Origin of the sequence: Streptomyces sp. NPDC052023 (genome assembly GCF_044548465.1) — a bacterium.
Taxonomy (GTDB): Bacteria; Actinomycetota; Actinomycetes; order Streptomycetales; family Streptomycetaceae; genus Streptomyces.
Map to the genome: position 1 here is coordinate 15,708 of NZ_JBIUBW010000020.1, position 20,152 is coordinate 35,859.

General features: G+C 70.5%; 23 protein-coding genes. 18 read left to right on the forward strand and 5 right to left on the reverse strand.

Features of this window, described 5'->3' with window-relative positions:
- Window position 1 precedes the first annotated feature (1 nt).
- Window positions 2-2,089 (reverse strand): transketolase, encoded by a 2,088-nt coding sequence (gene tkt / locus ACIHCM_RS30020; protein ID WP_399902563.1) that lies wholly within the window; start codon window positions 2,087-2,089, stop codon window positions 2-4.
- 374 nt (window positions 2,090-2,463) lie between these two features.
- Here tkt and ACIHCM_RS30025 point away from each other — a divergent pair, with 374 nt between their 5' ends.
- From ACIHCM_RS30025 to ACIHCM_RS30040, 4 genes are all read left to right on the forward strand, one after another.
- A complete protein-coding gene (locus ACIHCM_RS30025) occupies window positions 2,464-3,417 on the forward strand; it encodes a heme o synthase (protein WP_399902909.1) in 954 nt (317 codons plus the stop codon).
- A gap of 58 nt (window positions 3,418-3,475) precedes the next feature.
- Window positions 3,476-3,796 carry a hypothetical protein gene (locus tag ACIHCM_RS30030; protein ID WP_399902566.1) on the forward strand — a complete coding sequence of 107 codons (321 nt, stop codon included), beginning with the start codon at window positions 3,476-3,478 and terminating at the stop codon, window positions 3,794-3,796.
- A 98-nt stretch (window positions 3,797-3,894) separates the two neighbouring features.
- Window positions 3,895-5,001 carry an amidohydrolase family protein gene (locus ACIHCM_RS30035; RefSeq protein ID WP_399902569.1) on the forward strand — a complete coding sequence of 369 codons (1,107 nt, stop codon included), beginning with the start codon at window positions 3,895-3,897 and terminating at the stop codon, window positions 4,999-5,001.
- An 18-nt stretch (window positions 5,002-5,019) separates the two neighbouring features.
- Window positions 5,020-5,757, forward strand: coding sequence for a nucleotidyltransferase (locus tag ACIHCM_RS30040; protein ID WP_399902572.1), 738 nt, complete (start codon window positions 5,020-5,022; stop codon window positions 5,755-5,757).
- On the opposite strand, the gene ACIHCM_RS30045 is transcribed toward ACIHCM_RS30040, so the two are convergent.
- The 3 genes from ACIHCM_RS30045 to ACIHCM_RS30055 are packed head-to-tail and all read right to left on the reverse strand — an operon-like array spanning window position 5,712 to window position 8,475.
- Window positions 5,712-6,737 (reverse strand): heme A synthase, encoded by a 1,026-nt coding sequence (locus ACIHCM_RS30045; protein WP_399902574.1) that lies wholly within the window; start codon window positions 6,735-6,737, stop codon window positions 5,712-5,714. The two genes, ACIHCM_RS30040 and ACIHCM_RS30045, sit on opposite strands and share 46 nt — an antisense overlap.
- Before the next feature lie 47 nt (window positions 6,738-6,784).
- The gene (locus ACIHCM_RS30050) at window positions 6,785-7,555 is read right to left on the reverse strand and encodes an ABC transporter permease (protein WP_399902577.1); all 771 of its coding nucleotides are present in this window, start codon (window positions 7,553-7,555) and stop codon (window positions 6,785-6,787) included.
- Window positions 7,552-8,475: an ABC transporter ATP-binding protein gene (locus ACIHCM_RS30055; RefSeq protein ID WP_399902580.1), complete on the reverse strand. Its 924-nt coding sequence runs from the start codon at window positions 8,473-8,475 to the stop codon at window positions 7,552-7,554. Before ACIHCM_RS30055 ends, ACIHCM_RS30050 begins: the two co-directional genes overlap by 4 nt.
- A gap of 368 nt (window positions 8,476-8,843) precedes the next feature.
- Between ACIHCM_RS30055 and ACIHCM_RS30060 the strand changes: the two genes are divergently transcribed.
- The 13 genes from ACIHCM_RS30060 to ACIHCM_RS30120 all read left to right on the forward strand — a co-directional run bounded on the left by ACIHCM_RS30060 (window position 8,844) and on the right by ACIHCM_RS30120 (window position 18,667).
- The gene (locus tag ACIHCM_RS30060) at window positions 8,844-9,581 is read left to right on the forward strand and encodes a helix-turn-helix transcriptional regulator (protein WP_399902582.1); all 738 of its coding nucleotides are present in this window, start codon (window positions 8,844-8,846) and stop codon (window positions 9,579-9,581) included.
- Complete coding sequence (gene sufB, locus ACIHCM_RS30065) at window positions 9,578-10,999, forward strand: Fe-S cluster assembly protein SufB (RefSeq protein ID WP_399902585.1); 1,422 nt, start codon at window positions 9,578-9,580, stop codon at window positions 10,997-10,999. Before ACIHCM_RS30060 ends, sufB begins: the two co-directional genes overlap by 4 nt.
- A gap of 87 nt (window positions 11,000-11,086) precedes the next feature.
- Window positions 11,087-12,271, forward strand: a complete 1,185-nt coding sequence (sufD, locus tag ACIHCM_RS30070) for a Fe-S cluster assembly protein SufD (protein WP_399902588.1) — start codon at window positions 11,087-11,089, stop codon at window positions 12,269-12,271.
- The gene (locus tag ACIHCM_RS30075; RefSeq protein WP_393111523.1) at window positions 12,268-12,588 is read left to right on the forward strand and encodes a bifunctional 3-phenylpropionate/cinnamic acid dioxygenase ferredoxin subunit; all 321 of its coding nucleotides are present in this window, start codon (window positions 12,268-12,270) and stop codon (window positions 12,586-12,588) included. The genes sufD and ACIHCM_RS30075 overlap by 4 nt, the downstream gene beginning before the upstream one ends.
- A 7-nt stretch (window positions 12,589-12,595) precedes the next feature.
- Window positions 12,596-13,381: a Fe-S cluster assembly ATPase SufC gene (gene sufC / locus ACIHCM_RS30080; protein ID WP_399902592.1), complete on the forward strand. Its 786-nt coding sequence runs from the start codon at window positions 12,596-12,598 to the stop codon at window positions 13,379-13,381.
- The gene (locus tag ACIHCM_RS30085; protein WP_399902595.1) at window positions 13,378-14,634 is read left to right on the forward strand and encodes a cysteine desulfurase; all 1,257 of its coding nucleotides are present in this window, start codon (window positions 13,378-13,380) and stop codon (window positions 14,632-14,634) included. The genes sufC and ACIHCM_RS30085 overlap by 4 nt, the downstream gene beginning before the upstream one ends.
- Window positions 14,635-14,650: 16 nt before the next feature.
- Window positions 14,651-15,121, forward strand: a complete 471-nt coding sequence (gene sufU, locus ACIHCM_RS30090) for a Fe-S cluster assembly sulfur transfer protein SufU (protein ID WP_393111517.1) — start codon at window positions 14,651-14,653, stop codon at window positions 15,119-15,121.
- Window positions 15,118-15,450: a metal-sulfur cluster assembly factor gene (locus tag ACIHCM_RS30095; protein ID WP_093546390.1), complete on the forward strand. Its 333-nt coding sequence runs from the start codon at window positions 15,118-15,120 to the stop codon at window positions 15,448-15,450. The genes sufU and ACIHCM_RS30095 overlap by 4 nt, the downstream gene beginning before the upstream one ends.
- Before the next feature lie 106 nt (window positions 15,451-15,556).
- On the forward strand, window positions 15,557-15,877 hold the full coding sequence (locus ACIHCM_RS30100; RefSeq protein ID WP_399902600.1) for a DMT family transporter: 321 nt from the start codon (window positions 15,557-15,559) through the stop codon (window positions 15,875-15,877).
- Complete coding sequence (locus ACIHCM_RS30105; RefSeq protein ID WP_399902603.1) at window positions 15,877-16,446, forward strand: TetR/AcrR family transcriptional regulator; 570 nt, start codon at window positions 15,877-15,879, stop codon at window positions 16,444-16,446. The genes ACIHCM_RS30100 and ACIHCM_RS30105 overlap by 1 nt, the downstream gene beginning before the upstream one ends.
- Window positions 16,447-16,500: 54 nt before the next feature.
- On the forward strand, window positions 16,501-17,490 hold the full coding sequence (gene dapD / locus ACIHCM_RS30110; protein ID WP_399902606.1) for a 2,3,4,5-tetrahydropyridine-2,6-dicarboxylate N-succinyltransferase: 990 nt from the start codon (window positions 16,501-16,503) through the stop codon (window positions 17,488-17,490).
- 287 nt (window positions 17,491-17,777) lie between these two features.
- The gene (locus ACIHCM_RS30115; RefSeq protein WP_399902608.1) at window positions 17,778-18,278 is read left to right on the forward strand and encodes a hypothetical protein; all 501 of its coding nucleotides are present in this window, start codon (window positions 17,778-17,780) and stop codon (window positions 18,276-18,278) included.
- Between the two features lie 152 nt (window positions 18,279-18,430).
- Window positions 18,431-18,667 (forward strand): hypothetical protein, encoded by a 237-nt coding sequence (locus tag ACIHCM_RS30120; RefSeq protein ID WP_399902611.1) that lies wholly within the window; start codon window positions 18,431-18,433, stop codon window positions 18,665-18,667.
- A 91-nt stretch (window positions 18,668-18,758) separates the two neighbouring features.
- Here the strand turns inward: ACIHCM_RS30120 and dapA are convergent, their stop codons facing one another.
- Window positions 18,759-19,739: a 4-hydroxy-tetrahydrodipicolinate synthase gene (dapA, locus tag ACIHCM_RS30125; protein WP_399902614.1), complete on the reverse strand. Its 981-nt coding sequence runs from the start codon at window positions 19,737-19,739 to the stop codon at window positions 18,759-18,761.
- A gap of 105 nt (window positions 19,740-19,844) precedes the next feature.
- Between dapA and ACIHCM_RS30130 the strand changes: the two genes are divergently transcribed.
- Window positions 19,845-20,090 (forward strand): hypothetical protein, encoded by a 246-nt coding sequence (locus ACIHCM_RS30130; RefSeq protein ID WP_399902617.1) that lies wholly within the window; start codon window positions 19,845-19,847, stop codon window positions 20,088-20,090.
- Window positions 20,091-20,152: the final 62 nt, after the last annotated feature.

A 20,152-nucleotide genomic window follows, 5' to 3' on the forward strand; every position in this document is an offset into this window, starting at 1 on the left:
GTCAGCGCTGGGTGGCGGCGATCGATTCCCGCGCCGCGGCGGCCACGTTCTCGCCGGTGAAGCCGAACTCGCGGAAAAGGACCTTGCCGTCGGCCGAAGCACCGAAGTGCTCCAGGGAAACGATGCGGCCGGCGTCCCCGACGTACTTGTGCCAGGTCAGGCCGATACCCGCCTCGACAGCGACGCGAGCCTTGACGGACGGGGGAAGCACGCTGTCCCGGTACCCCTGGTCCTGCTGCTCGAACCACTCCACGGACGGCATCGAGACCACCCGGGTCGGCACACCCTCGGCCTGGAGCTGCTCGCGCGCCTCGACGGCGACGTGCACCTCGGAACCGGTCGCGATGAGGACGACCTGGGGCTCGCCGCCCTCGGCCTCGAACAGCACGTAACCGCCGCGCGCCGCGTTCTCGTCGGGCTCGTACGTCGGCACGCCCTGACGGGTCAGCGCGAGCGCGTGCGGGGCGCCCTTGCCGTACTCCTTGGTGTAGCGCCTCAGGATCTCGCGCCAGGCGATCGCGGTCTCGTTGGCGTCGGCCGGGCGGACCACGTTCAGGCCGGGGATGGCGCGCAGCGACGCCAGGTGCTCCACCGGCTGGTGCGTCGGGCCGTCCTCGCCGAGGCCGATGGAGTCGTGGGTCCACACGAACGTCACCGGCAGGTGCATCAGCGCCGACAGACGTACGGCGTTGCGCATGTAGTCGGAGAAGACGAGGAAGGTGCCGCCGTAGATACGGGTGTGGCCGTGCAGCGCGATGCCGTTCATCTCCGCGCCCATGGAGTGCTCGCGGATGCCGAAGTGGATCGTGCGGCCGTAGGGGTCGGCCTCCGGCAGCGGGTTGTCAGCCGGGAGGAACGACGACGTCTTGTCGATCGTCGTGTTGTTCGAGCCGGCCAGGTCGGCGGAGCCGCCCCACAGTTCGGGGATCACGGCGCCGAGGGCCTGGAGCACCTTGCCGGACGCGGCACGCGTCGCGACGCCCTTGCCCGCCTCGAAGACCGGGATCTTCTCCTCCCAGCCGGTGGGCAGCTCGCCCTTGGAGATGCGGTCGAACTCGGCGGCGCGCTCCTCGTTGTTGTCGCGCCACGCCTGGAACGACTTCTCCCAGTCGGCCTTCGCCTGCCGGCCCCGCTCCAGCGCCTGCCGGGTGTGGCCGAGCACCTCGTCGGAGACCTCGAAGGTCTTCTCCGGATCGAAGCCGAGGACGCGCTTGGTGGCCGCGACCTCCTCGTCACCCAGGGCCGAGCCGTGCGCGGCCTCGGTGTTCTGGGCGTTGGGGGCGGGCCAGGCGATGATCGAGCGCATCGCGATGAAGGACGGCCGGTCGGTGACCTTCTTGGCCGCCTCGATCGCGTCGTAGAGGGCGTGCGGGTCCAGGTCGCCGTCCGGCTTCGGGGCCACCCGCTGGACGTGCCAGCCGTACGCCTCGTAGCGCTTGACCGTGTCCTCGGAGACGGCGGTCTCGGTGTCGCCCTCGATCGAGATGTGGTTGTCGTCCCACAGCAGGATCAGGTTGCCGAGCTTCTGGTGGCCCGCGAGGGAGGACGCCTCGGAGGAGATGCCCTCCTGGAGGCAGCCGTCACCGGCGATGCAGTAGATGAAGTGGTCGAACGGGGACTCGCCCTGGGGTGCGTCCGGGTCGAACAGACCGCGCTCGTAGCGGGCCGCCATCGCCATGCCGACCGCGTTGGCGACACCCTGGCCGAGCGGGCCGGTGGTGGTCTCGACGCCCACGGTGTGGCCGTACTCGGGGTGACCGGGGGTCTTCGAACCCCACGTCCGGAAGGCCTTCAGATCGTCCAGCTCCAGGCCGAAGCCGGCCAGGTACAGCTGGGTGTAGAGGGTCAAAGACGAGTGCCCGGCGGACAGGACGAAACGGTCCCGCCCGACCCAGTCGGCATCCGCCGGGTCGTGCCGCATCACCTTCTGGAAGAGGGTGTAGGCGGCCGGCGCCAGGCTCATCGCCGTACCGGGATGGCCGTTACCGACCTTCTGTACGGCATCGGCGGCCAGGACGCGGGCGGTGTCGACGGCCCGCTGGTCCAGCTCGGTCCACTCGAGGTCTGTGGTGGTCGGCTTGGTGCTCACCCTGGGTCAGGGCTCCTCTCCACATGTCGAAGGCCGGTGTCCTCGGCGCACACCGGCTGCCGGTGCACTGGGCGCCCACCGGCCGCTGTCGAGCCTACCCCCGTGAGAACGCGCGTTTTTTCGAGTCATTCCAGACTGCCGGGAGTGTCGTCGATCCGCCTCCCGACCGGGTCGTTCCGCATTCGGCAAGTGAATACGCAGCCGCTCATCCGACTGCTCAATCGACGCTCTCCGCGCCCCTTGGAGCGCACCGGCCAACACGACCCCACCCCCGCGAAGGTCGCGGTATGGGCAACGTCTACAGTGGCGTGGTACGCGCGAGCCTTTACCGGGACTTCACACGGTTCAGGTTTGCTGGGATGTCTCTGTCAGGGGTGTGCGTGACGGCCGTTGAATCCCGTCCTGCGGGGGTAATCGGGACGAGCCAGGGCCCGACTCACCGGCCGTTCGGGGCCCGTGTCAAGGCGTTCGTGGCGCTGACCAAGCCGCGGATCATCGAGCTGCTGCTGATCACCACGGTGCCGGTGATGTTCCTGGCGGAGCAGGGGGTGCCGGACCTCGGGCTGGTGCTCGTCACCTGCCTCGCCGGGTACCTCTCCGCGGGCGGCGCCAACGCGCTCAACATGTACATCGACCGTGACATCGACGCGCTCATGGACCGCACCTCGCAGCGTCCGCTGGTCACCGGAATGGTCAGCCCGCGCGAGTGCCTCGCCTTCGGCATCACCCTGGCGATCGCCTCCACGGTGCTGTTCGGTCTCGCCGTCAACTGGCTGTCCGCCTGGCTCGCCCTCGGCGCACTCCTCTTCTACGTCGTCGTCTACACGATGCTCCTCAAGCGCCGTACCTCGCAGAACATCGTGTGGGGCGGCATCGCGGGCTGCATGCCGGTGCTGATCGGCTGGTCCGCGGTGACGAACTCGCTCTCCTGGGCGCCGTTCATCCTCTTCCTGGTCATCTTCTTCTGGACGCCGCCGCACTACTGGCCGCTGTCGATGAAGGTGAAGGACGACTACGCGCGGGTCGGCGTGCCGATGCTGCCGGTCATCGCCTCCAACAAGGTCGTCGCCCGGCAGATCGTGCTCTACAGCTGGGTCATGGTCGCCGTCTCGCTGCTGCTGACCCCGCTCGGCTACACCGGCTGGTTCTACACGCTGGTCGCGCTGGCGGCCGGCGGCTGGTGGCTGTGGGAGGCGCACGCCCTGCAGAACCGGGCCAAGGCCGAGGTGACCGGCGGGAAGCTCAAGGAGATGCGGCTGTTCCACTGGTCGATCACCTATGTGTCGCTGCTGTTCGTGGCCGTGGCGGTGGACCCCTTCCTTCGCTGACACAGGTCACAGGGCCCCGCTCTCGCCTGCTGATCTACTCGCGAGTAGCATCCTGGTCATGGCAGACACGCAGCAGGTTGACGCTAAGGCCGCGCGCAGGGTGGCCAAGCTGGCCCGGCAGATCGGCGCCTTCGCCAAGGCCCACGGAGGTGCCGAGGCCCAGGTCGCCTACCTCGGGCAGCGCGGCGCCCGGATCGTGCTGGTCGGTACGGACGGCGACTGGGGCGACCTGGTGGCGCCGACGTACGCGACCGCCCAGCAGGCCGTGGAGAAGTCCGGCCTCACCGTCCACGAGGCCTTCGACGGCGAGTTCGCGGCGAAGGTGAAGACCGGCCCCTACGAATGGAAGCGGATGGCCGGGATCCAGATCGGCGGCTGACGACGTCTCCTCCCACAGGGCACGAGGGACGCAACACCTGACACCCGGTTCACCCGTTAGGACTCGTAGGAGTACGTGGTCCAGTCCCGGGAGTCCGGATGATCGAAACGCCGTCCCTCGTGGACCAGTACTGCCACGGCGTACTGAGAACGGAGCTGGGCCTCGGCACCTTCGAGGCCCAGCTGGCCCGCACCGAGGGCCCGCCCGCCCCCGGCACCACCCTCTTCGACACCCAGACCGGCTTCGCGGTACGCCGCTGGTGCCCCCCGCTGCTCGGCCTGGAACCGCACTGCCCGCCCGCCCGTTATCTCGCCCGCCGTCGCGAGCTCGGCGTACCGGAGGCGGCCCGGCGGCTGCTGCGCGGCAGCGGCATCACCACGTATCTGGTCGACACCGGGCTGCCCGGCGACCTCACCGGCCCCCTCGAAATGGCCTCGACCGCCACCGCGCGGGCACGGGAGATCGTCCGTCTGGAGCTGCTGGCCGAGCAGGTCGCCGACACCTCCGGCACCGTCGAGTCGTTCCTGGCGAACCTCGCCGAGTCGGTGCACGGGGCCGCCGTGCACGCCGTCGCCTTCACCTCGGTCGCGGGCGTCCGGCACGGTCTGGCGCTCGCCCCCGAACCGCCGGGGCCGGGTGAGGTGCGCGGCGCCGCGGGCCGCTGGCTGGCCGGCCGCCGCGTCGGCGGGGAGCTGAGCGACCCGGTGCTGCTACGGCATCTGCTGTGGATCGCCGTCGCCTCCGGGCTGCCCCTCCAGCTGCACGCCGGACTCGGCGAGCCGGGCCTGCGCATCGACCGCACCGACCCGGTGCTCCTGACGGACTTCGTCCGTGCGACGGCGGGCCTCGGCACCGACCTGGTTCTGCTGCACGGCTACCCGTACCACCGCCACGCCGCCCACCTCGCCGGCGTCTTCCCGCACGTCTACGCCGACTCCGGCGCAGCCCTGGTCCGCACCGGCGCGCGCGCCGCCACCGTGCTCGCCGAGATCCTGGAACTCGCCCCCTTCGGCAAGATCCTCTTCTCCAGCGGCGCCCAGGGCCTGCCCGAACTGCACGTGGTGGGCGCCCGGCTGTTCCGCGAGGCACTGGCGCGCGTCCTGGGCACCTGGGTCGCCGAGGGCGCCTGGTCGCTTCCGGACGCCCAGCGGGTGGCGGGCCTCATCGCGGCGGGGAACGCGTGCAGGGTGTACGGGCTGGACTGAGCGGCACAGACTGGGCGGATGCCTACCCAGGAACTGCTCGACCGTTTCCTCGCCGGGCTCCTGCCGCTCGGGCCGCCGGCCGTATGGGCGCACGGTTCGCTCGCCGGGGGCGACTACCAGGAGGGCCGCAGCGACCTCGACCTGATCGCGGTGCTGCCGCAGCCCGTGACGCCGGTCCTCGCCTGGCGGGTCGCGACGCTGCACAGCCGGCTGCGTGCCGAGCCCCTCGCGGCAGGGCTGCACTGCAGCTATCTGACGCCGGGCACCTCGCACGACTCCCGGCGGCCCCATCTCACCTGGGCGCACCGGCGGTTGACGCGGCGCCCCGTGACCCCCGTCACCCGACGTGAGCTGCACACCTTCGGCCGCGTGCTGTACGGCCCGGCGCCGGCGGATCTGCTGGCGCCCGTTCCGGACCCGGAGCTCGACGAGTTCGTCGTGCGCGACCAGCGGGAGTTCTGGCGCCCCGCCGTGCGCCGGGCGCGGCTGTGGACCCAGGACATCTGGGTCGACGTGGGCCTGACGACCCTCGCCCGGGCGGCCGTCACCCTGCGCGAGGGGCGGCTGATCTCCAAAAGGGAGGCGCTGGAGGCGCTGCCCGGCCTCGGAGCGCCCCTGGCGGTGGTCGAGGACATCCGTGAGCGGCGGTACGGGAATCCCGCGCCGCCCGCCCCGGAGTGGACGGTGCGTCGGGGCGAGCTGACGCGGAGTTACCTGGGGCCGGCCATCGACGCGCTGGTGGCCGCGTACTCCTGAGGCGCCGGCGCCTCGGCCGGGAGATCCGCCGGGCGTTCCCGCAGGGACAGGGCCACCCGCAGCACCGCGATCCACACCAGGCAGGAGCCCAGCATGTGCAGCCCGACCAGAAGCTCGGGCAGGTCGGTGAAGTACTGGACGTAGCCGATGACGCCCTGCGCGAGCAGCACCAGGAACAGGTCGCGGGTGCGGTTCAGCGGGCCGCGCGGGGCGTCGACGGCCTTGAGGACGAACCACAGCGCGAAGGTCAGCGTCACCACGATCCACGCCAGGACCGCGTGCACCTTGCTGACGGTCTCCCAGTCCACCGGCATGCGCGGTACGTCGCTGGAGTCGCCCGCGTGCGGGCCGGCGCCGGTGACCACCGTGCCGACCGCGATCAGCAGGACGCTCGCGGCGATCAGGCACCACATCAGCTGCCGCACGGCTGTGCCGACCAAGGCGCGCGGCGCCCCGTCGCCCTCCCGGGTGCGCTGCCACATCACCGCCGCCACCGTGATGAGCGCCGTGGTGGCGAGGAAGTGCGCCGCGACCGTGTACGGGTTGAGGCCGACCAGAACCACGATGCCGCCGAGCACGGCGTTGCTCATGACGACCCAGAACTGCGCCCAGCCCAGCCGGGTCAGGCCGCGCCGCCACGGCTTCTGCGCGCGGGCCGCGATGATCGCCCAGCCGACGGCCGCGCACAGCACGTACGTCAGCATGCGGTTGCCGAACTCGATGACGCCGTGCAGACCCATCTCGCGGGTCGTGGTCAGGGAGTCGGCCGTGCACTTGGGCCAGGTCGGGCAGCCGAGGCCCGAGCCGGTCAGCCGGACCGCGCCGCCGGTGACCACGATGAGCACCGACATGACGAGGGCGGCGAGCGCGGCCCGCCGAACCGTCCGGGAGGTGGGGGTCCAGCGCGCGGCGATGAAGGCGAGCGGGTTGCGCACGGCGGCTGCGGCGTCGGGGCGGGTCACGTTTGGCACGCGAACCATCGTAGGCCCGGGCTTGTGCACGCTTTCACTAGGGGGCCCGCTCCGGGCTACTCCCAGCGGAAGAAGCGGCCTGCCGCCGCCAGCCCCACCACCGACCAGCCGGCCAGGATCCCCAGGTCGCCCCACGGCATCGCCGCCCCGTGCTGGAGCACGTCCCGAAGGCCGTCCGACAGCGCGGCGATGGGCAGCAGCCCGAGCACGCCCTGCGCGGCCTCGGGGAACTTGTCCAGCGGGACGACGACGCCCCCGCCGACCAGCAGCAGCAGGAAGACCAGGTTCGCCGCGGCCAGCGTCGCCTCCGCCTTGAGCGTGCCCGCCATCAGCAGACCGAGGCCGGAGAAGGCGGCCGTGCCGAGGACCAGCAGGAGCAGGACGGCGAACGGGTTGCCCTGCGGGGACCAGCCCAGGGCGAGGGCGATCACGGTCACCAGGATCACCTGGAGCACCTCGACGACCAGCACGGACGCGGACTTCGCGGTCATCAGGCCCCAGCGGGGGAGCGGGGAGGACGCCAGCCGCTTCAGCACGCCGTACCGGCGTTCGAAGCCCGTCGCGATGGCCTGGCCGGTGAAGGCCGTCGACATCACGGCGAGCGCGAGGATGCCGGGTGCGAGGAAGTCGACGGCCTTGCCCTCGCCGGTGTCGACGATGTCGACGGTGCTGAAGAGCGCCAGCAGCAGGGTCGGGATGATCACCGTCAGCAGCAGCTGCTCGCCGTTGCGCAGCAGCATCTTCGTCTCCAGCACCGCCTGCGCCGCGATCATGCGGGGGAGCGGGGCGGCACCGGGCCTCGGAACGTATGCACCGGCGCTGGTCATGAGCGCAGCTCCTTGCCCGTGAGCTCGAGGAAGACGTCTTCCAGGGTGTGCCGTTCCACCGAGATCCGGTCCGGCATCACCCCGTGCTGGGCGCACCACGACGTCACCGTCGCCAGCAGCTGCGGGTCGACCTTGCCCACGATCCGGTACGCGCCCGGCGTCAGCTCGGCGGCGGCGCAGTCCGCGGGGAGCGCCTTGAGCAGGGAGCCGACGTCGAGGCCGGGCCGGCCGGTGAAGCGCAGGGTGTTCTCGGCGCCGCCGCGGCAGAGCGCCTCCGGGGAGCCCTGGGCGATGACCCGGCCCGCGTCGATGATCGCGACGTCGTCGGCGAGCTGCTCGGCCTCGTCCATGTGGTGGGTCGTGAGGATCACGGAGACCCCGTCGGCGCGCAGGTCCCGTACGAGGTCCCAGGTGGCCCGGCGCGCCTGCGGGTCGAGACCCGCGGTCGGCTCGTCCAGGAACACCAGCTCCGGGCGGCCCACCACGGCCATGGCCAGCGCCAGCCGCTGCTGCTGGCCGCCGGAGAGGCGGCGGTAGCTCGTGCGGCCGCAGCCGCCGAGGCCGAGGCGTTCGATCAGGGCGTCCACGTCCAGCGGGTGCGCGTGCAGCCGGGCCACATGACGGAGCATCTCGTCGGCGCGGGCGCCGGAGTAGACGCCGCCGGACTGGAGCATGACGCCGATCCGCGGCCGCAGCTCGCGGGACTGCCGCACCGGGTCCAGGCCCAGGACGCGCACCGTTCCGCAGTCCGGCCTGCGGTACCCCTCGCAGGTCTCGACCGTGGTCGTCTTGCCCGCACCGTTGGGCCCGAGCACGGCGGTGACGCCCGCCCCGGCCCTCAGGTCGAGGCCGTTGACCGCGGTCCGGTCGCCGTACCGCTTCACCAGGGCCTGCACCTGGACCACGGGCTCACTTCGCATGGGTCCAGAGTCTAGGTACGTGTCCGGTCACCCGGACGGGCGGGTGCGGGAACTCCTCCGGACGGGGCCGGTGCGCGCCAGGCCACGGCTCGGTCAGGGCCCCGCGTCCGCCCACGGGAGCAACCGGACGCCGGCCGCTCCCCTCTTCCGGCGGGAGCCCGCGCCGTGCAAGAGGCCCGGTCGGAGGGGGTGCGGCGCCGTTCCGGGGTCTGGGGACGGGGGCCTGGCGAGCCGGCGATGCCGCGTGATGTGATCGATCAAAGATCGTTTTCGCAGGTCAGCTTAGGTACACCTAAGTGACGCAGGGCACCGCCCGCCTGATCGGGCGGCGCTTGTCAGGCCCGGAAGAATTACGCAACAATGGCGTTGTGAAAAACGTCGGCGAGGCTCGGGAGACCCCCACGGGGGCCCCTCAGGAGGAGTTCGCGACCGGAGAGCGCTCGACGCGCAACCGGGTCGCGCGGTCCATCCTGGACCACGGCCCGTCGACCGTCGCCGAACTCGCCGGACGGCTCGGTCTCACCCAGGCGGCCGTACGCAGGCACCTGGACGCGCTGGTCGCCGACGACGTGGTCGAGGCACGCGAGCAGCGGGTCTACGGAGCGCGCACGCGCGGCCGTCCCGCCAAGGTGTTCGCCCTGACCGACTGCGGCCGCGACGCCTTCGACCAGTCCTACGACAAGCTCGCCGCCGACGCGCTGCGCTGGATCGCCGAACGGGAGGGCGGCAGCGAGGCGGTCGCCGCCTTCGCCCGCGCCCGGATCGCCGCCCAGGCGAGCGCGTACCGCAAGGCGATCGAGGCGGCCGCGCCCGAGAAGCGGACCGAAGCGCTGGCCAAGGCCCTGAGCGTGGACGGGTACGCTGCTACGGCGCGCAGCGCGCCCACCGGCGAGCAGCTGTGCCAGCACCACTGCCCGGTCGCCCACGTCGCCGAGCAGTTTCCGCAGCTGTGCGAGGCCGAGACGGAGATCTTCGCCGAGCTGCTCGGTACACACGTCCAGCGGCTGGCCACCATCGCGCACGGCGACGGTGTCTGCACGACGTTCGTTCCCAAGACTTCCAAGACCCACGACACTGCAAGCACGGCCGGGAGGAACCCCGCATGACTCTCCCCACGGAGACTGCCCACCCCGAACTCGAGGGTCTGGGCAAGTACGAATACGGCTGGGCCGACTCCGACGAGGCCGGTGCCGCAGCGAAGCGCGGCCTGAGCGAGGCCGTCGTCCGCGACATCTCGGGCAAGAAGTCCGAGCCCGAGTGGATGACCAAGCTCCGTCTCAAGGGCCTGAAGCTCTTCGAGAAGAAGCCCATGCCGAACTGGGGCTCGGACCTGTCGGGCATCGACTTCGACAACATCAAGTACTTCGTGCGCTCCACGGAGAAGCAGGCGGAGTCCTGGGAGGACCTGCCCGAGGACATCAAGAACACGTACGACAAGCTCGGCATCCCGGAGGCGGAGAAGCAGCGCCTCGTCGCCGGTGTCGCGGCCCAGTACGAGTCGGAGGTCGTCTACCACCAGATCCGTGAGGACCTGGAGGAGCAGGGCGTCATCTTCCTCGACACCGACACCGCGCTGAAGGAGCACCCGGAGCTCTTCAAGGAGTACTTCGGGACCGTCATCCCGGTCGGCGACAACAAGTTCGCGTCGCTGAACACCGCCGTGTGGTCCGGCGGCTCCTTCATCTACGTGCCGCCGGGCGTGCACGTCGAGATCCCGCTCCAGGCCTACTTCCGGATCAACACCGAGAACATGGGCCAGTTCGAGCGGACCCTGATCATCGTCGACGAGGGTGCCTACGTGCACTACGTGGAGGGCTGCACCGCCCCGATCTACAAGTCGGACTCGCTGCACTCCGCGGTCGTCGAGATCATCGTCAAGAAGAACGCGCGCTGCCGCTACACGACCATCCAGAACTGGTCGAACAACGTCTACAACCTGGTCACCAAGCGCGCCGTCGCCTACGAGGGCGCGACCATGGAGTGGATCGACGGCAACATCGGCTCCAAGGTGACGATGAAGTACCCGGCCGTCTACCTGATGGGCGAGCACGCCAAGGGCGAGACCCTGTCCATCGCCTTCGCGGGCGAGGGCCAGCACCAGGACGCCGGCGCCAAGATGGTCCACATGGCGCCGAACACCTCGTCCAACATCGTGTCGAAGTCGGTGGCGCGCGGCGGTGGCCGTACGTCCTACCGCGGTCTGATCGAGATCGGCGAGGGCGCCCCGGGCGCCAAGTCGAACGTGCTGTGCGACGCTCTGCTCGTCGACACCATCTCCCGCTCGGACACGTACCCGTACGTCGACGTCCGCGAGGACGACGTGTCCATGGGCCACGAGGCGACCGTCTCCAAGGTCTCCGAGGACCAGCTCTTCTACCTGATGAGCCGCGGTCTGAGCGAGTTCGAGGCGATGGCGATGATCGTGCGCGGCTTCGTCGAGCCGATCGCCAAGGAGCTGCCCATGGAGTACGCCCTGGAGCTCAACCGGCTGATCGAGCTGCAGATGGAAGGCGCGGTCGGCTGAGGCCCGCCCTCCGGTACGGCAGCAGGCGGCCCGCCCCCGGGGCGGGCCGAGGATCGCAAACGCAGGAAAGAGAGCAGACCGACAGCCATGGCTGAGGCCCAGAACATCCCGGTGGGTTCGACCACCGCCGGCTCGATCGCGGTCGCCGCGGAGTCGACCGTCGTCTCGCGCATGAGCGCGCCGCCCTCCTTCGACGTGGCGGACTTCCCGGTTCCGCACGGCCGTGAGGAGGAGTGGCGGTTCACCCCGCTGGAGCGCCTGCGCGGGCTCCACGACGGCACCGCCGTCGCCACCGGCGAGGGCGTCAAGGTCGAGGTCGAGGCCCCCGCGGGCGTCGTCACCGAGACCGTCGGCCGCGACGACGCGCGGCTCGGCAGGGCCGGCACCCCGGTGGACCGCGTCGCCGCCCAGGCGTACTCGGCGTTCGAGAAGGCCGGGGTCGTCACCGTTCCCAAGGACACGGTCCTCACCGAGCCGATCCGCATCGCCGTGCACGGCCAGGGCGGGGTCGCCTACGGCCACCAGGTCGTCGAGCTGGGAGCCTTCGCCGAGGCCGTGGTCGTCATCGACCACACCGGTGACGCCGTGCTCGCCGGCAACGTCGACTACATCCTGGGCGACGGCGCCAAGCTGACCGTCGTCTCCGTCCAGGACTGGGACGACAAGGCCGTGCACGTCGCCCAGCACAACGCCCTCGTCGGCCGCGACGCCTCCTTCAAGTCCGTCGTCGTCACCTTCGGCGGCGACGTCGTACGCCTGCACCCGCGCGTCACCTACGCGGGCACCGGCGGCGAGGCCGAGCTGTACGGCCTGTACTTCACGGACGCCGGGCAGCACCAGGAGCACCGTCTGCTGGTCACGCACAACACCCCGCACTGCAAGTCGAACGTGGCCTACAAGGGCGCGCTGCAGGGCGACGACGCGCACGCCGTGTGGATCGGCGATGTGCTGATCGAGGCCAAGGCCGAGGGCACGGACACCTACGAGATGAACCGCAACCTGGTCCTCACGGACGGTTCGCGGGTCGACTCGGTGCCGAACCTGGAGATCGAGACCGGCGAGATCGTCGGCGCCGGTCACGCCTCCGCCACCGGCCGCTTCGACGACGAGCAGCTGTTCTACCTGATGGCCCGCGGCATCCCGGAGTACGAGGCCCGCCGGCTGGTGGTCCGCGGCTTCTTCGCCGAGCTGGTCCAGCAGATCGGTGTCCCGGACATCGAGGAGCGGCTGCTCGCCAAGATCGAGGAGGAGCTGGAGGCGGCGGTCGGATGACCACCTTCGTACGCGCGTGCGCGCTGAGCGAGCTGGAGGAGGACACCCCCAAGCGGGTGGAACTCGACGGCACGCCGGTGTCCCTCGTGCACACCGAGGGCGAGGTGTTCGCGATCCACGACATCTGCTCCCACGCCAACGTCTCGCTGTCCGAGGGCGAGGTCGAGGACTGCCAGATCGAGTGCTGGCTGCACGGATCGTCCTTCGACCTGCGCACCGGCAAGCCGTCCGGCCTCCCCGCGACGCGCCCCGTCCCCGTATACCCCGTAAAGATCGAAGGGGACGACGTACTCGTCTCCCTCACCCAGGAGTCCTGAGGCACCCATGGCAACGCTTGAAATCCGAGACCTGCACGTCACCGTCGAGGCCGACAACGCCACGAAGGAGATCCTCAAGGGCGTCGACCTCACCGTGAAGCAGGGCGAGACGCACGCCATCATGGGCCCCAACGGCTCGGGCAAGTCGACGCTCGCCTACTCGCTCGCGGGTCACCCGAAGTACACGATCACCGGCGGCACCGTCACCCTCGACGGCGAGGACGTCCTGGAGATGTCCGTCGACGAGCGTGCCCGCGCCGGCCTGTTCCTCGCGATGCAGTACCCGGTCGAGGTCCCCGGCGTCTCGGTCTCCAACTTCCTGCGCACCTCCGCCACCGCGATCCGCGGCGAGGCCCCCAAGCTGCGCACCTGGGTGAAGGAGGTCAAGGAGGCCATGGAGCGTCTCCACATCGACCCCGCCTTCGCCGAGCGCAACGTCAACGAGGGCTTCTCCGGCGGTGAGAAGAAGCGCCACGAGATCCTCCAGCTGGAGCTGCTCAAGCCGAAGGTCGCGATCCTCGACGAGACCGACTCCGGTCTGGACGTCGACGCGTTGCGCGTCGTCTCCGAGGGCGTCAACCGCGTCCGTGAGACCGGCGAGGTCGGCACCCTGCTGATCACCCACTACACGCGCATCCTGCGCTACATCAAGCCCGACTTCGTCCACGTGTTCTCGGCCGGCCGCATCGTCGAGTCCGGCGGCGCCGAGCTCGCCGACAAGCTGGAGAACGAGGGCTACGAGGCTTATGCGAAGCTCGACGAAGTCGACACGAAGGGTGGCGTATCCGCGTGACACTGCTGCCGGGCCTCCTCGACACCGAGGCGCTCCGCAAGGACTTCCCCGTCCTGGACCGACAGATCCACGACGGCCGGAAGCTCGTGTACCTGGACAACGCGGCGACCTCGCAGAAGCCGCGTCAGGTGCTGGACGCCCTCAGTGAGTACTACGAGCGCTACAACGCCAACGTCCACCGCGGTGTGCATGTGCTCGCCGAGGAGGCCACGGCGCTGTACGAGGGTGCGCGCGACAAGGTCGCGGAGTTCGTCAACGCCCCCTCGCGCGACGAGGTGATCTTCACCAAGAACGCCTCGGAGTCGCTCAACCTCGTGGCGAACATGCTGGGCTGGGCCGACGAGCCCTACCGCGTGGACTCCGAGACCGAGATCGTCATCACGGAGATGGAGCACCACTCCAACATCGTGCCGTGGCAGCTGCTGTCGCAGCGCACGGGCGCGAAGCTGAAGTGGTTCGGCCTCACCGACGACGGCCGGCTCGACCTGTCCAACATCGACGAGATCATCACGGAGAAGACGAAGATCGTCTCCTTCGTGCTCGTCTCCAACATCCTGGGCACCTTCAACCCCGTCGAGGCGATAGTGCGCCGTGCCCAGGAAGTGGGCGCGCTGGTGTGCGTCGACGCCTCGCAGGCCGCGCCGCACATGCCGCTGGACGTACAGGCTCTCCAGGCCGACTTCGTGGCCTTCACCGGCCACAAGATGTGCGGCCCGACCGGCATCGGCGTGCTGTGGGGCCGCCAGGAGCTGCTGGAGGACCTGCCTCCGTTCCTCGGCGGCGGCGAGATGATCGAGACCGTGTCGATGCACTCGTCGACGTACGCCCCCGCCCCGCACAAGTTCGAGGCGGGCACCCCGCCGATCGCGCAGGCGGTCGGGCTCGGCGCGGCGATCGACTATCTCAACGCGATCGGCATGGACAAGATCCTCGCTCACGAGCACGCGCTCACCGAGTACGCGGTCAAGCGCCTGGCCGAGGTCCCCGACCTGCGCATCATCGGCCCGACCACGGCCGAGGAGCGCGGCGCCGCGATCTCCTTCACGCTCGGTGACATCCACCCGCACGACGTGGGCCAGGTGCTGGACGAGCAGGGCATCGCGGTCCGCGTGGGCCACCACTGCGCCCGGCCCGTCTGCCTCCGCTACGGAATTCCTGCGACCACGCGAGCGTCGTTCTATCTGTACTCCACGCCGGCCGAGATCGACGCACTGGTCGACGGCCTGGAGCACGTACGGAACTTCTTCGGCTGAGGGGCGTGCTGAAACGGTGAAACTGGATTCCATGTACCAGGAAGTCATCCTGGACCACTACAAGAACCCTCACGGGCGTGGTCTGCGGGACGGCGATGCCGAGGTGCACCATGTGAACCCGACCTGCGGCGACGAGATCACCCTGCGGGTGAAGTACGAAGGCACGACCATCAACGACGTTTCGTACGAGGGTCAGGGCTGCTCGATCAGCCAGGCCTCGGCCTCCGTACTGAACGAACTCCTCGTCGGCAAGGAACTTGCCGAGGCGCAGCGGATCCAGGCGACGTTCCTGGAGCTGATGCAGTCCAAGGGGAAGCTCGAACCGGACGACGCGATGGAGGACATCCTGGAGGACGCGGTCGCGTTCGCGGGTGTCTCCAAGTACCCGGCCCGGGTCAAGTGCGCCCTCCTGAGCTGGATGGCGTGGAAGGACGCGACGGCCCAGGCGCTGGGTGACGGCGCCGACGCCGAAAGGAAGACGGCATGAGCGAGACCGTGGAGATGAAACCGGCCTCGGAGGAGGAGCTCCGCGAGGCCCTGATGGACGTCGTCGACCCCGAGCTGGGCATCGACGTCGTCAACCTCGGCCTGATCTACGGCATCCACGTGGACGATTCCAACGTGGCGACCGTCGACATGACCCTGACCTCGGCGGCCTGCCCGCTGACCGACGTCATCGAGGACCAGGCCAAGTCCGCCACGGACGGCCTCGTCAGCGAGCTGCGGATCAACTGGGTCTGGATGCCGCCGTGGGGTCCGGACAAGATCACGGACGACGGGCGCGACCAGCTGCGCGCGCTCGGCTTCAACGTCTGAGGTCGTCCTCGCGGGTTTCTCCAGTGGCCCCCGGCGCACCGCCGGGGGCCACTTCTGCGCCCCACGTTATGTACGGGTGTACATAACGTTGGGTACCCTCGTACACATGGGATTCCTTCTGCTCGCCGGGGCCATAGCCGCCGAGGTGGCCGCCACCACCGCGATGAAGTACAGCCACGGCTTCACCCGGCTGGGACCGTCGCTGATCACCGCCCTCGGGTATGTGGTCGCGTTCGCGTTGCTGGCGCAGACCCTGAAGACGGTTTCCGTCGGCACGGCCTACGCGATCTGGGCCGGCGTCGGCACCGCGGCGATCGCGGTGATCGGGATGCTGTTCCTGGGTGAGGGAATGAGCCCGGCCAAGGCCGCCGGGATCGCGCTGATCGTGGCGGGCGTCGTGGTGCTCAACCTGGGCGGGGCGCACTGATGGGCCGGCGGTACGACCCCGAGCGGCGGCAGCGGATCATCGACGCGGCGATCCGGGTGGCCGGCGCCAAGGGGATCGCCGGGCTCAGCCACCGGTCCGTCGCGGCGGAGGCCGACGTGCCGCTCGGTTCGACGACGTACCACTTCAAGACCCTCGACGACCTGCTGGTCGCGGCGCTACGGCAGGCGAACGAGGGCTTCTCCGAACTGGTCGCCGGGCGCGAGTCGCTGACCGATCCGCAGGCCGACCTGCCGGCCGAGCTGGCCGCCCTCCTCGGGGAGTGGCTCGCGGGCGACCGCACGGGGGTGGAGCTGGAGTACGAGCTGTACCTCGCCGCGCTGCGCCGCCCGGCGCTCAGACCGGTGGCCGCGGAGTGGGCGGAGGAGATCGGCGTCCACCTCGCCCGCCGCACGGATCCGGCGAGCGCGCGGGCGTTGCTGGCGCTGATGGACGGCATCTGCCTGCAGGTGCTGCTGACAGGGGTGGCCTACGACGAGGAGTGGGCCCGGGAAGTGCTGGCCCGGGTCCTGCGTCCCGTGGCAGGCGCCGCCGCCCCGCCCGCCACCTGAGACATCCCCGTCGCCGGTTCGCATCCGTGGCCCCCCGACGGTTAGGTTGCCCTCATGACCGACACGACTGCTCCTCGCACCACCGGCGCCGTGGCCGCCGGCCTCGCCACGATCGCCGCCGACGGCACTGTCCTCGACACCTGGTTCCCCGCGCCCGAGGTGGCCGCTGAGCCCGGCCCGGCCGGTACCGAGCGTCTCGACGAGGCGCGCACCGCCGAGCTGCTCGGTGAGCACGGCGTCGCGGCCCTGGGCAAGGACGAGGTGCGCGGCGTGGAGGTCGTGGCGGTCCGGACGGTCATCTCCTCGGTCGAGGACAAGCCGCTCGACACCCACGACGCGTACCTGCGCCTGCACCTGCTCTCGCACCGTCTGGTCAAGCCCAACGAGGCGAACCTGGACGGCATCTTCGGCCTGCTCGCCAACGTCGCCTGGACCTCCCTCGGCCCGGTCGCCGTCGACACCCTGGAGACCGTCCGGCTCGCCGCCCGCGCCCGGGGCCTGCACCTGAGCGTCTTCGGTGTCGACAAGTTCCCGCGGATGACGGACTACGTGGCCCCGGCCGGCGTCCGTATCGCCGACGCCGACCGCGTCCGTCTCGGCGCCCACCTCGCCGCGGGCACCACCGTCATGCACGAGGGCTTCGTCAACTTCAACGCCGGCACCCTCGGCACCTCGATGGTCGAGGGCCGGATCTCGCAGGGCGTCGTCGTCGGCAACGGCTCCGACATCGGCGGCGGTGCCTCCACCATGGGCATGCTGTCCGGCGGCGGCAAGGAGCGGGTGGCCATCGGCGAGCGGTCCCTCGTCGGCGCGGAGGCAGGCGTCGGCATCGCGCTCGGCGACGAATGCGTGGTCGAGGCCGGCCTCTACCTCACCGCAGGCACCCGCGTCACCCTGCCCGACGGCCAGATCGTCAAGGCCCGCGAACTCTCCGGCGCCTCCAACATCCTCTTCCGCCGCAACTCCGTCACCGGCACGGTCGAGGCGCGCCCGAACAACGCGGAGTGGGGCGGCCTGAACGAGGTGCTGCACAGCCACAACTGATCGTCGATCCCTGTCCTGACCCGCTGCCGAGTTGTCGGCAGTCTCGGTCATCGCCGAGCGCCCTTCCCTGGCCCCGAGGACGGCAAGGGAGGGCGCTCGTGTGCTGTCGGCCCTCTTGCGGCCGGGCGACGGCGGGCCGTGCGGAACGAAGCACCGCGGCACCGCTGATGCGGACATCCCGGGCCGAATCTAGACTGGCGGGCGCACGGAAGATCCCTGTTCGGGGTGATGTGCACCCTCTTGACGAACTCGGGCTGAAGGACGTCCTCACGGAGGTGTAGGCCCAGATGCGCACGCCGGTGTACGAGCTTCACATCCGCCCCATGTTCCGGGCGACGGACCGCGCTCACATGGCTGCCGCCATGAACCTGTGGACGTACGAGGACGTGGTCGCCCACGCGGACGAGATCCTGGACCGTCTGGAAGCCGCGAACATGCCGCCGGCCTCGTCCGGCGGCCCGTGGCCGCAGGAGTGGATCGATCTCTTCAGGCGGTGGAAGGACAGTGGCCTCAAGCGCCTCCAGCTCGGTACGGCGCAGTTCACCGTCGCGCGCTCGGACAGCGAGGTCACGGTCAGGGCGACGGGCACCTTTCCCGCGGCGGGCTTCACCGGGTGGCTGCAACTGGAGAGCGAGACCGACACGGCCAAGACCTACGTCCTGTATTTCGAGCCACCGGATGCCCCGGCGGCGGGTACGGCCGGGGACTTCGAGTTCACGGAGCGCTACGCCCCATCGGACACCCGAGCCGTCTTCGTCCACGACAGCACCGGCGTCATCCAGCCCTGATCCGATACAGAACAGCCGCATCGGCGCCCGTCCTCGCTGGGAAAGATCACTTAAACGGATTACCCTCCGTTACCTCGGACGGCTCCCGGCAGATGAATCCGGTGGACCCGGTGTCCGGTCGGATGCCGCAACGGTGAGACGAGGACTGAGCAATGACGAACGAGCGGGCGAAGATCGCGGCGCGTCGGCTGGCCGGCGTGCTGGCCGCCGCGACGGTGTGCTGGCTTCCGGCGGGCGTCGCGCACGCCGACGAGACCAACACGGCCTCGCACAACGGTCCGCGGATCGGCCTGGTCAACCTGGGCCAGGTCGACGATCCCGCGGAGGACGTGCTGGAGCACTTCCGGCTGATCGGCGACGAGCGGACGACGGAGAACGGCGCGACCTGAACCTGGCCGCGCCGAGAGCGCCGGGGCCCGGGGCCCCTGCCGCGTGGAGACCATGGAGACATGGCGAGCGGTGGGGCCCCGGGCCTTCGCGTCACTGAGGGTCATCGCTGCGCGTGCGGCGTGCGGTACGGTCCTCGGCCGCCACCAGGTCCTCGGCCACGACCTGTCCGTCCGCCGTCGCCACCTCCTCGTACGCCGCCAGCAAGCCGTCCGTCGCCGCGGGGCCGGCAGCTCGCAGGGGTGGACGGACCGGGCCGGACGGCAGGCCGAGGGCCGTCAGGAGTGCCTTGGTGGTGACCGTGCCGGGGAGGCCGGCGGACATCATCGCCTCGATCAGTGGCGTGGCCTGCCGCTGGCGGCGGGCCGCTCCCGTCGTGTCGCCCGCGTCGAAGGCGGTGAGTACCGAGTCGATGTGCCGGGGGATCACGTTCGCCACCGTGCTGACGCAGCCCGCCGCCCCGACCGCGTACAGGGCGAGGATGTGCTCGTCGCAGCCCGCGTAGTACGCCAGGTCGGTGCGGGACAGGACCTTCTGGGTGCCCAGGAAGTCGTAGGAGCAGTCCTTGACGGCCACGATGCGGGGGTGCTCCGCGAGCCGGATCAGTGTCTCCGGCTCGATGCGCGTGCCGGTGCGGGCCGGGATGTCGTAGAGCGCGAGAGGCAGGCCGGACGCGTCCGCGATGTCGCGGAAGTGGGCCTCCACGGCGTCCTGCGGGGGCCGGCTGTAGTACGGGGTGACGACCAGGGCGCCGTCGGCGCCCGCCTTCTCGGCCTGCAGGGTGAGGTCGATCGTGTGGCGGGTGTCGGGGGTGCCGACGCCCGCGACGACGGAGGCGCGGTCCCCGACCGCCTCCCGGACCGCCCGGACGAGCGCCGCCTTCTCGGCGTCGGACGTGGTCGGCGACTCGCCCGTCGTGCCGTTGAGCACCAGCCCGTCGCAGCCCCGCGCCACCAGGCGGTCGGCGAGCCGCTGTGCGCCGTCGAGGTCGAGCGCGCCGGCCTCGGTGAAGGGCGTGACCATCGCGCAGAGGGTGCGGCCGAAGGGCGGGAGGGCAGGGGCGGGGTTCGTCATGGCAGTAGTGTCGGCCGCTTGACTGTGTAGCTCCACTTAAAATTTCTACGACGTATTCGTAAGCGTTGGTTGCTCAAGGCTGGGCGGCGCGGCTGATCGCCCCGGGTGGCGCAGGAGCGCCCGGTCCGCCATGGGGAGGAGCTCGAACTTCCCGCGGAGATCGAGGGCTTGGCGGAGTCCGCGCCCCCACGATCATCTGCCGGGCGCGGTGAGCCGGGACCGACGGCCGCCGGCCTCGGCGTATCCGAAGTCGTCGCCGAGGCCGCGCTGTTGCAGGCCCGCCTCGACCGGTTCCTCAGTCAGCCGGCCCGGCTCGGGCGGCCCCGGGACGGGGGTGCGCCGCAGGGGTAGGCAGGGTCGGTGCGGGTACCCGGGTGTTCCGAACCGAGAGGAGGCGGAATGCCGTGACCGGG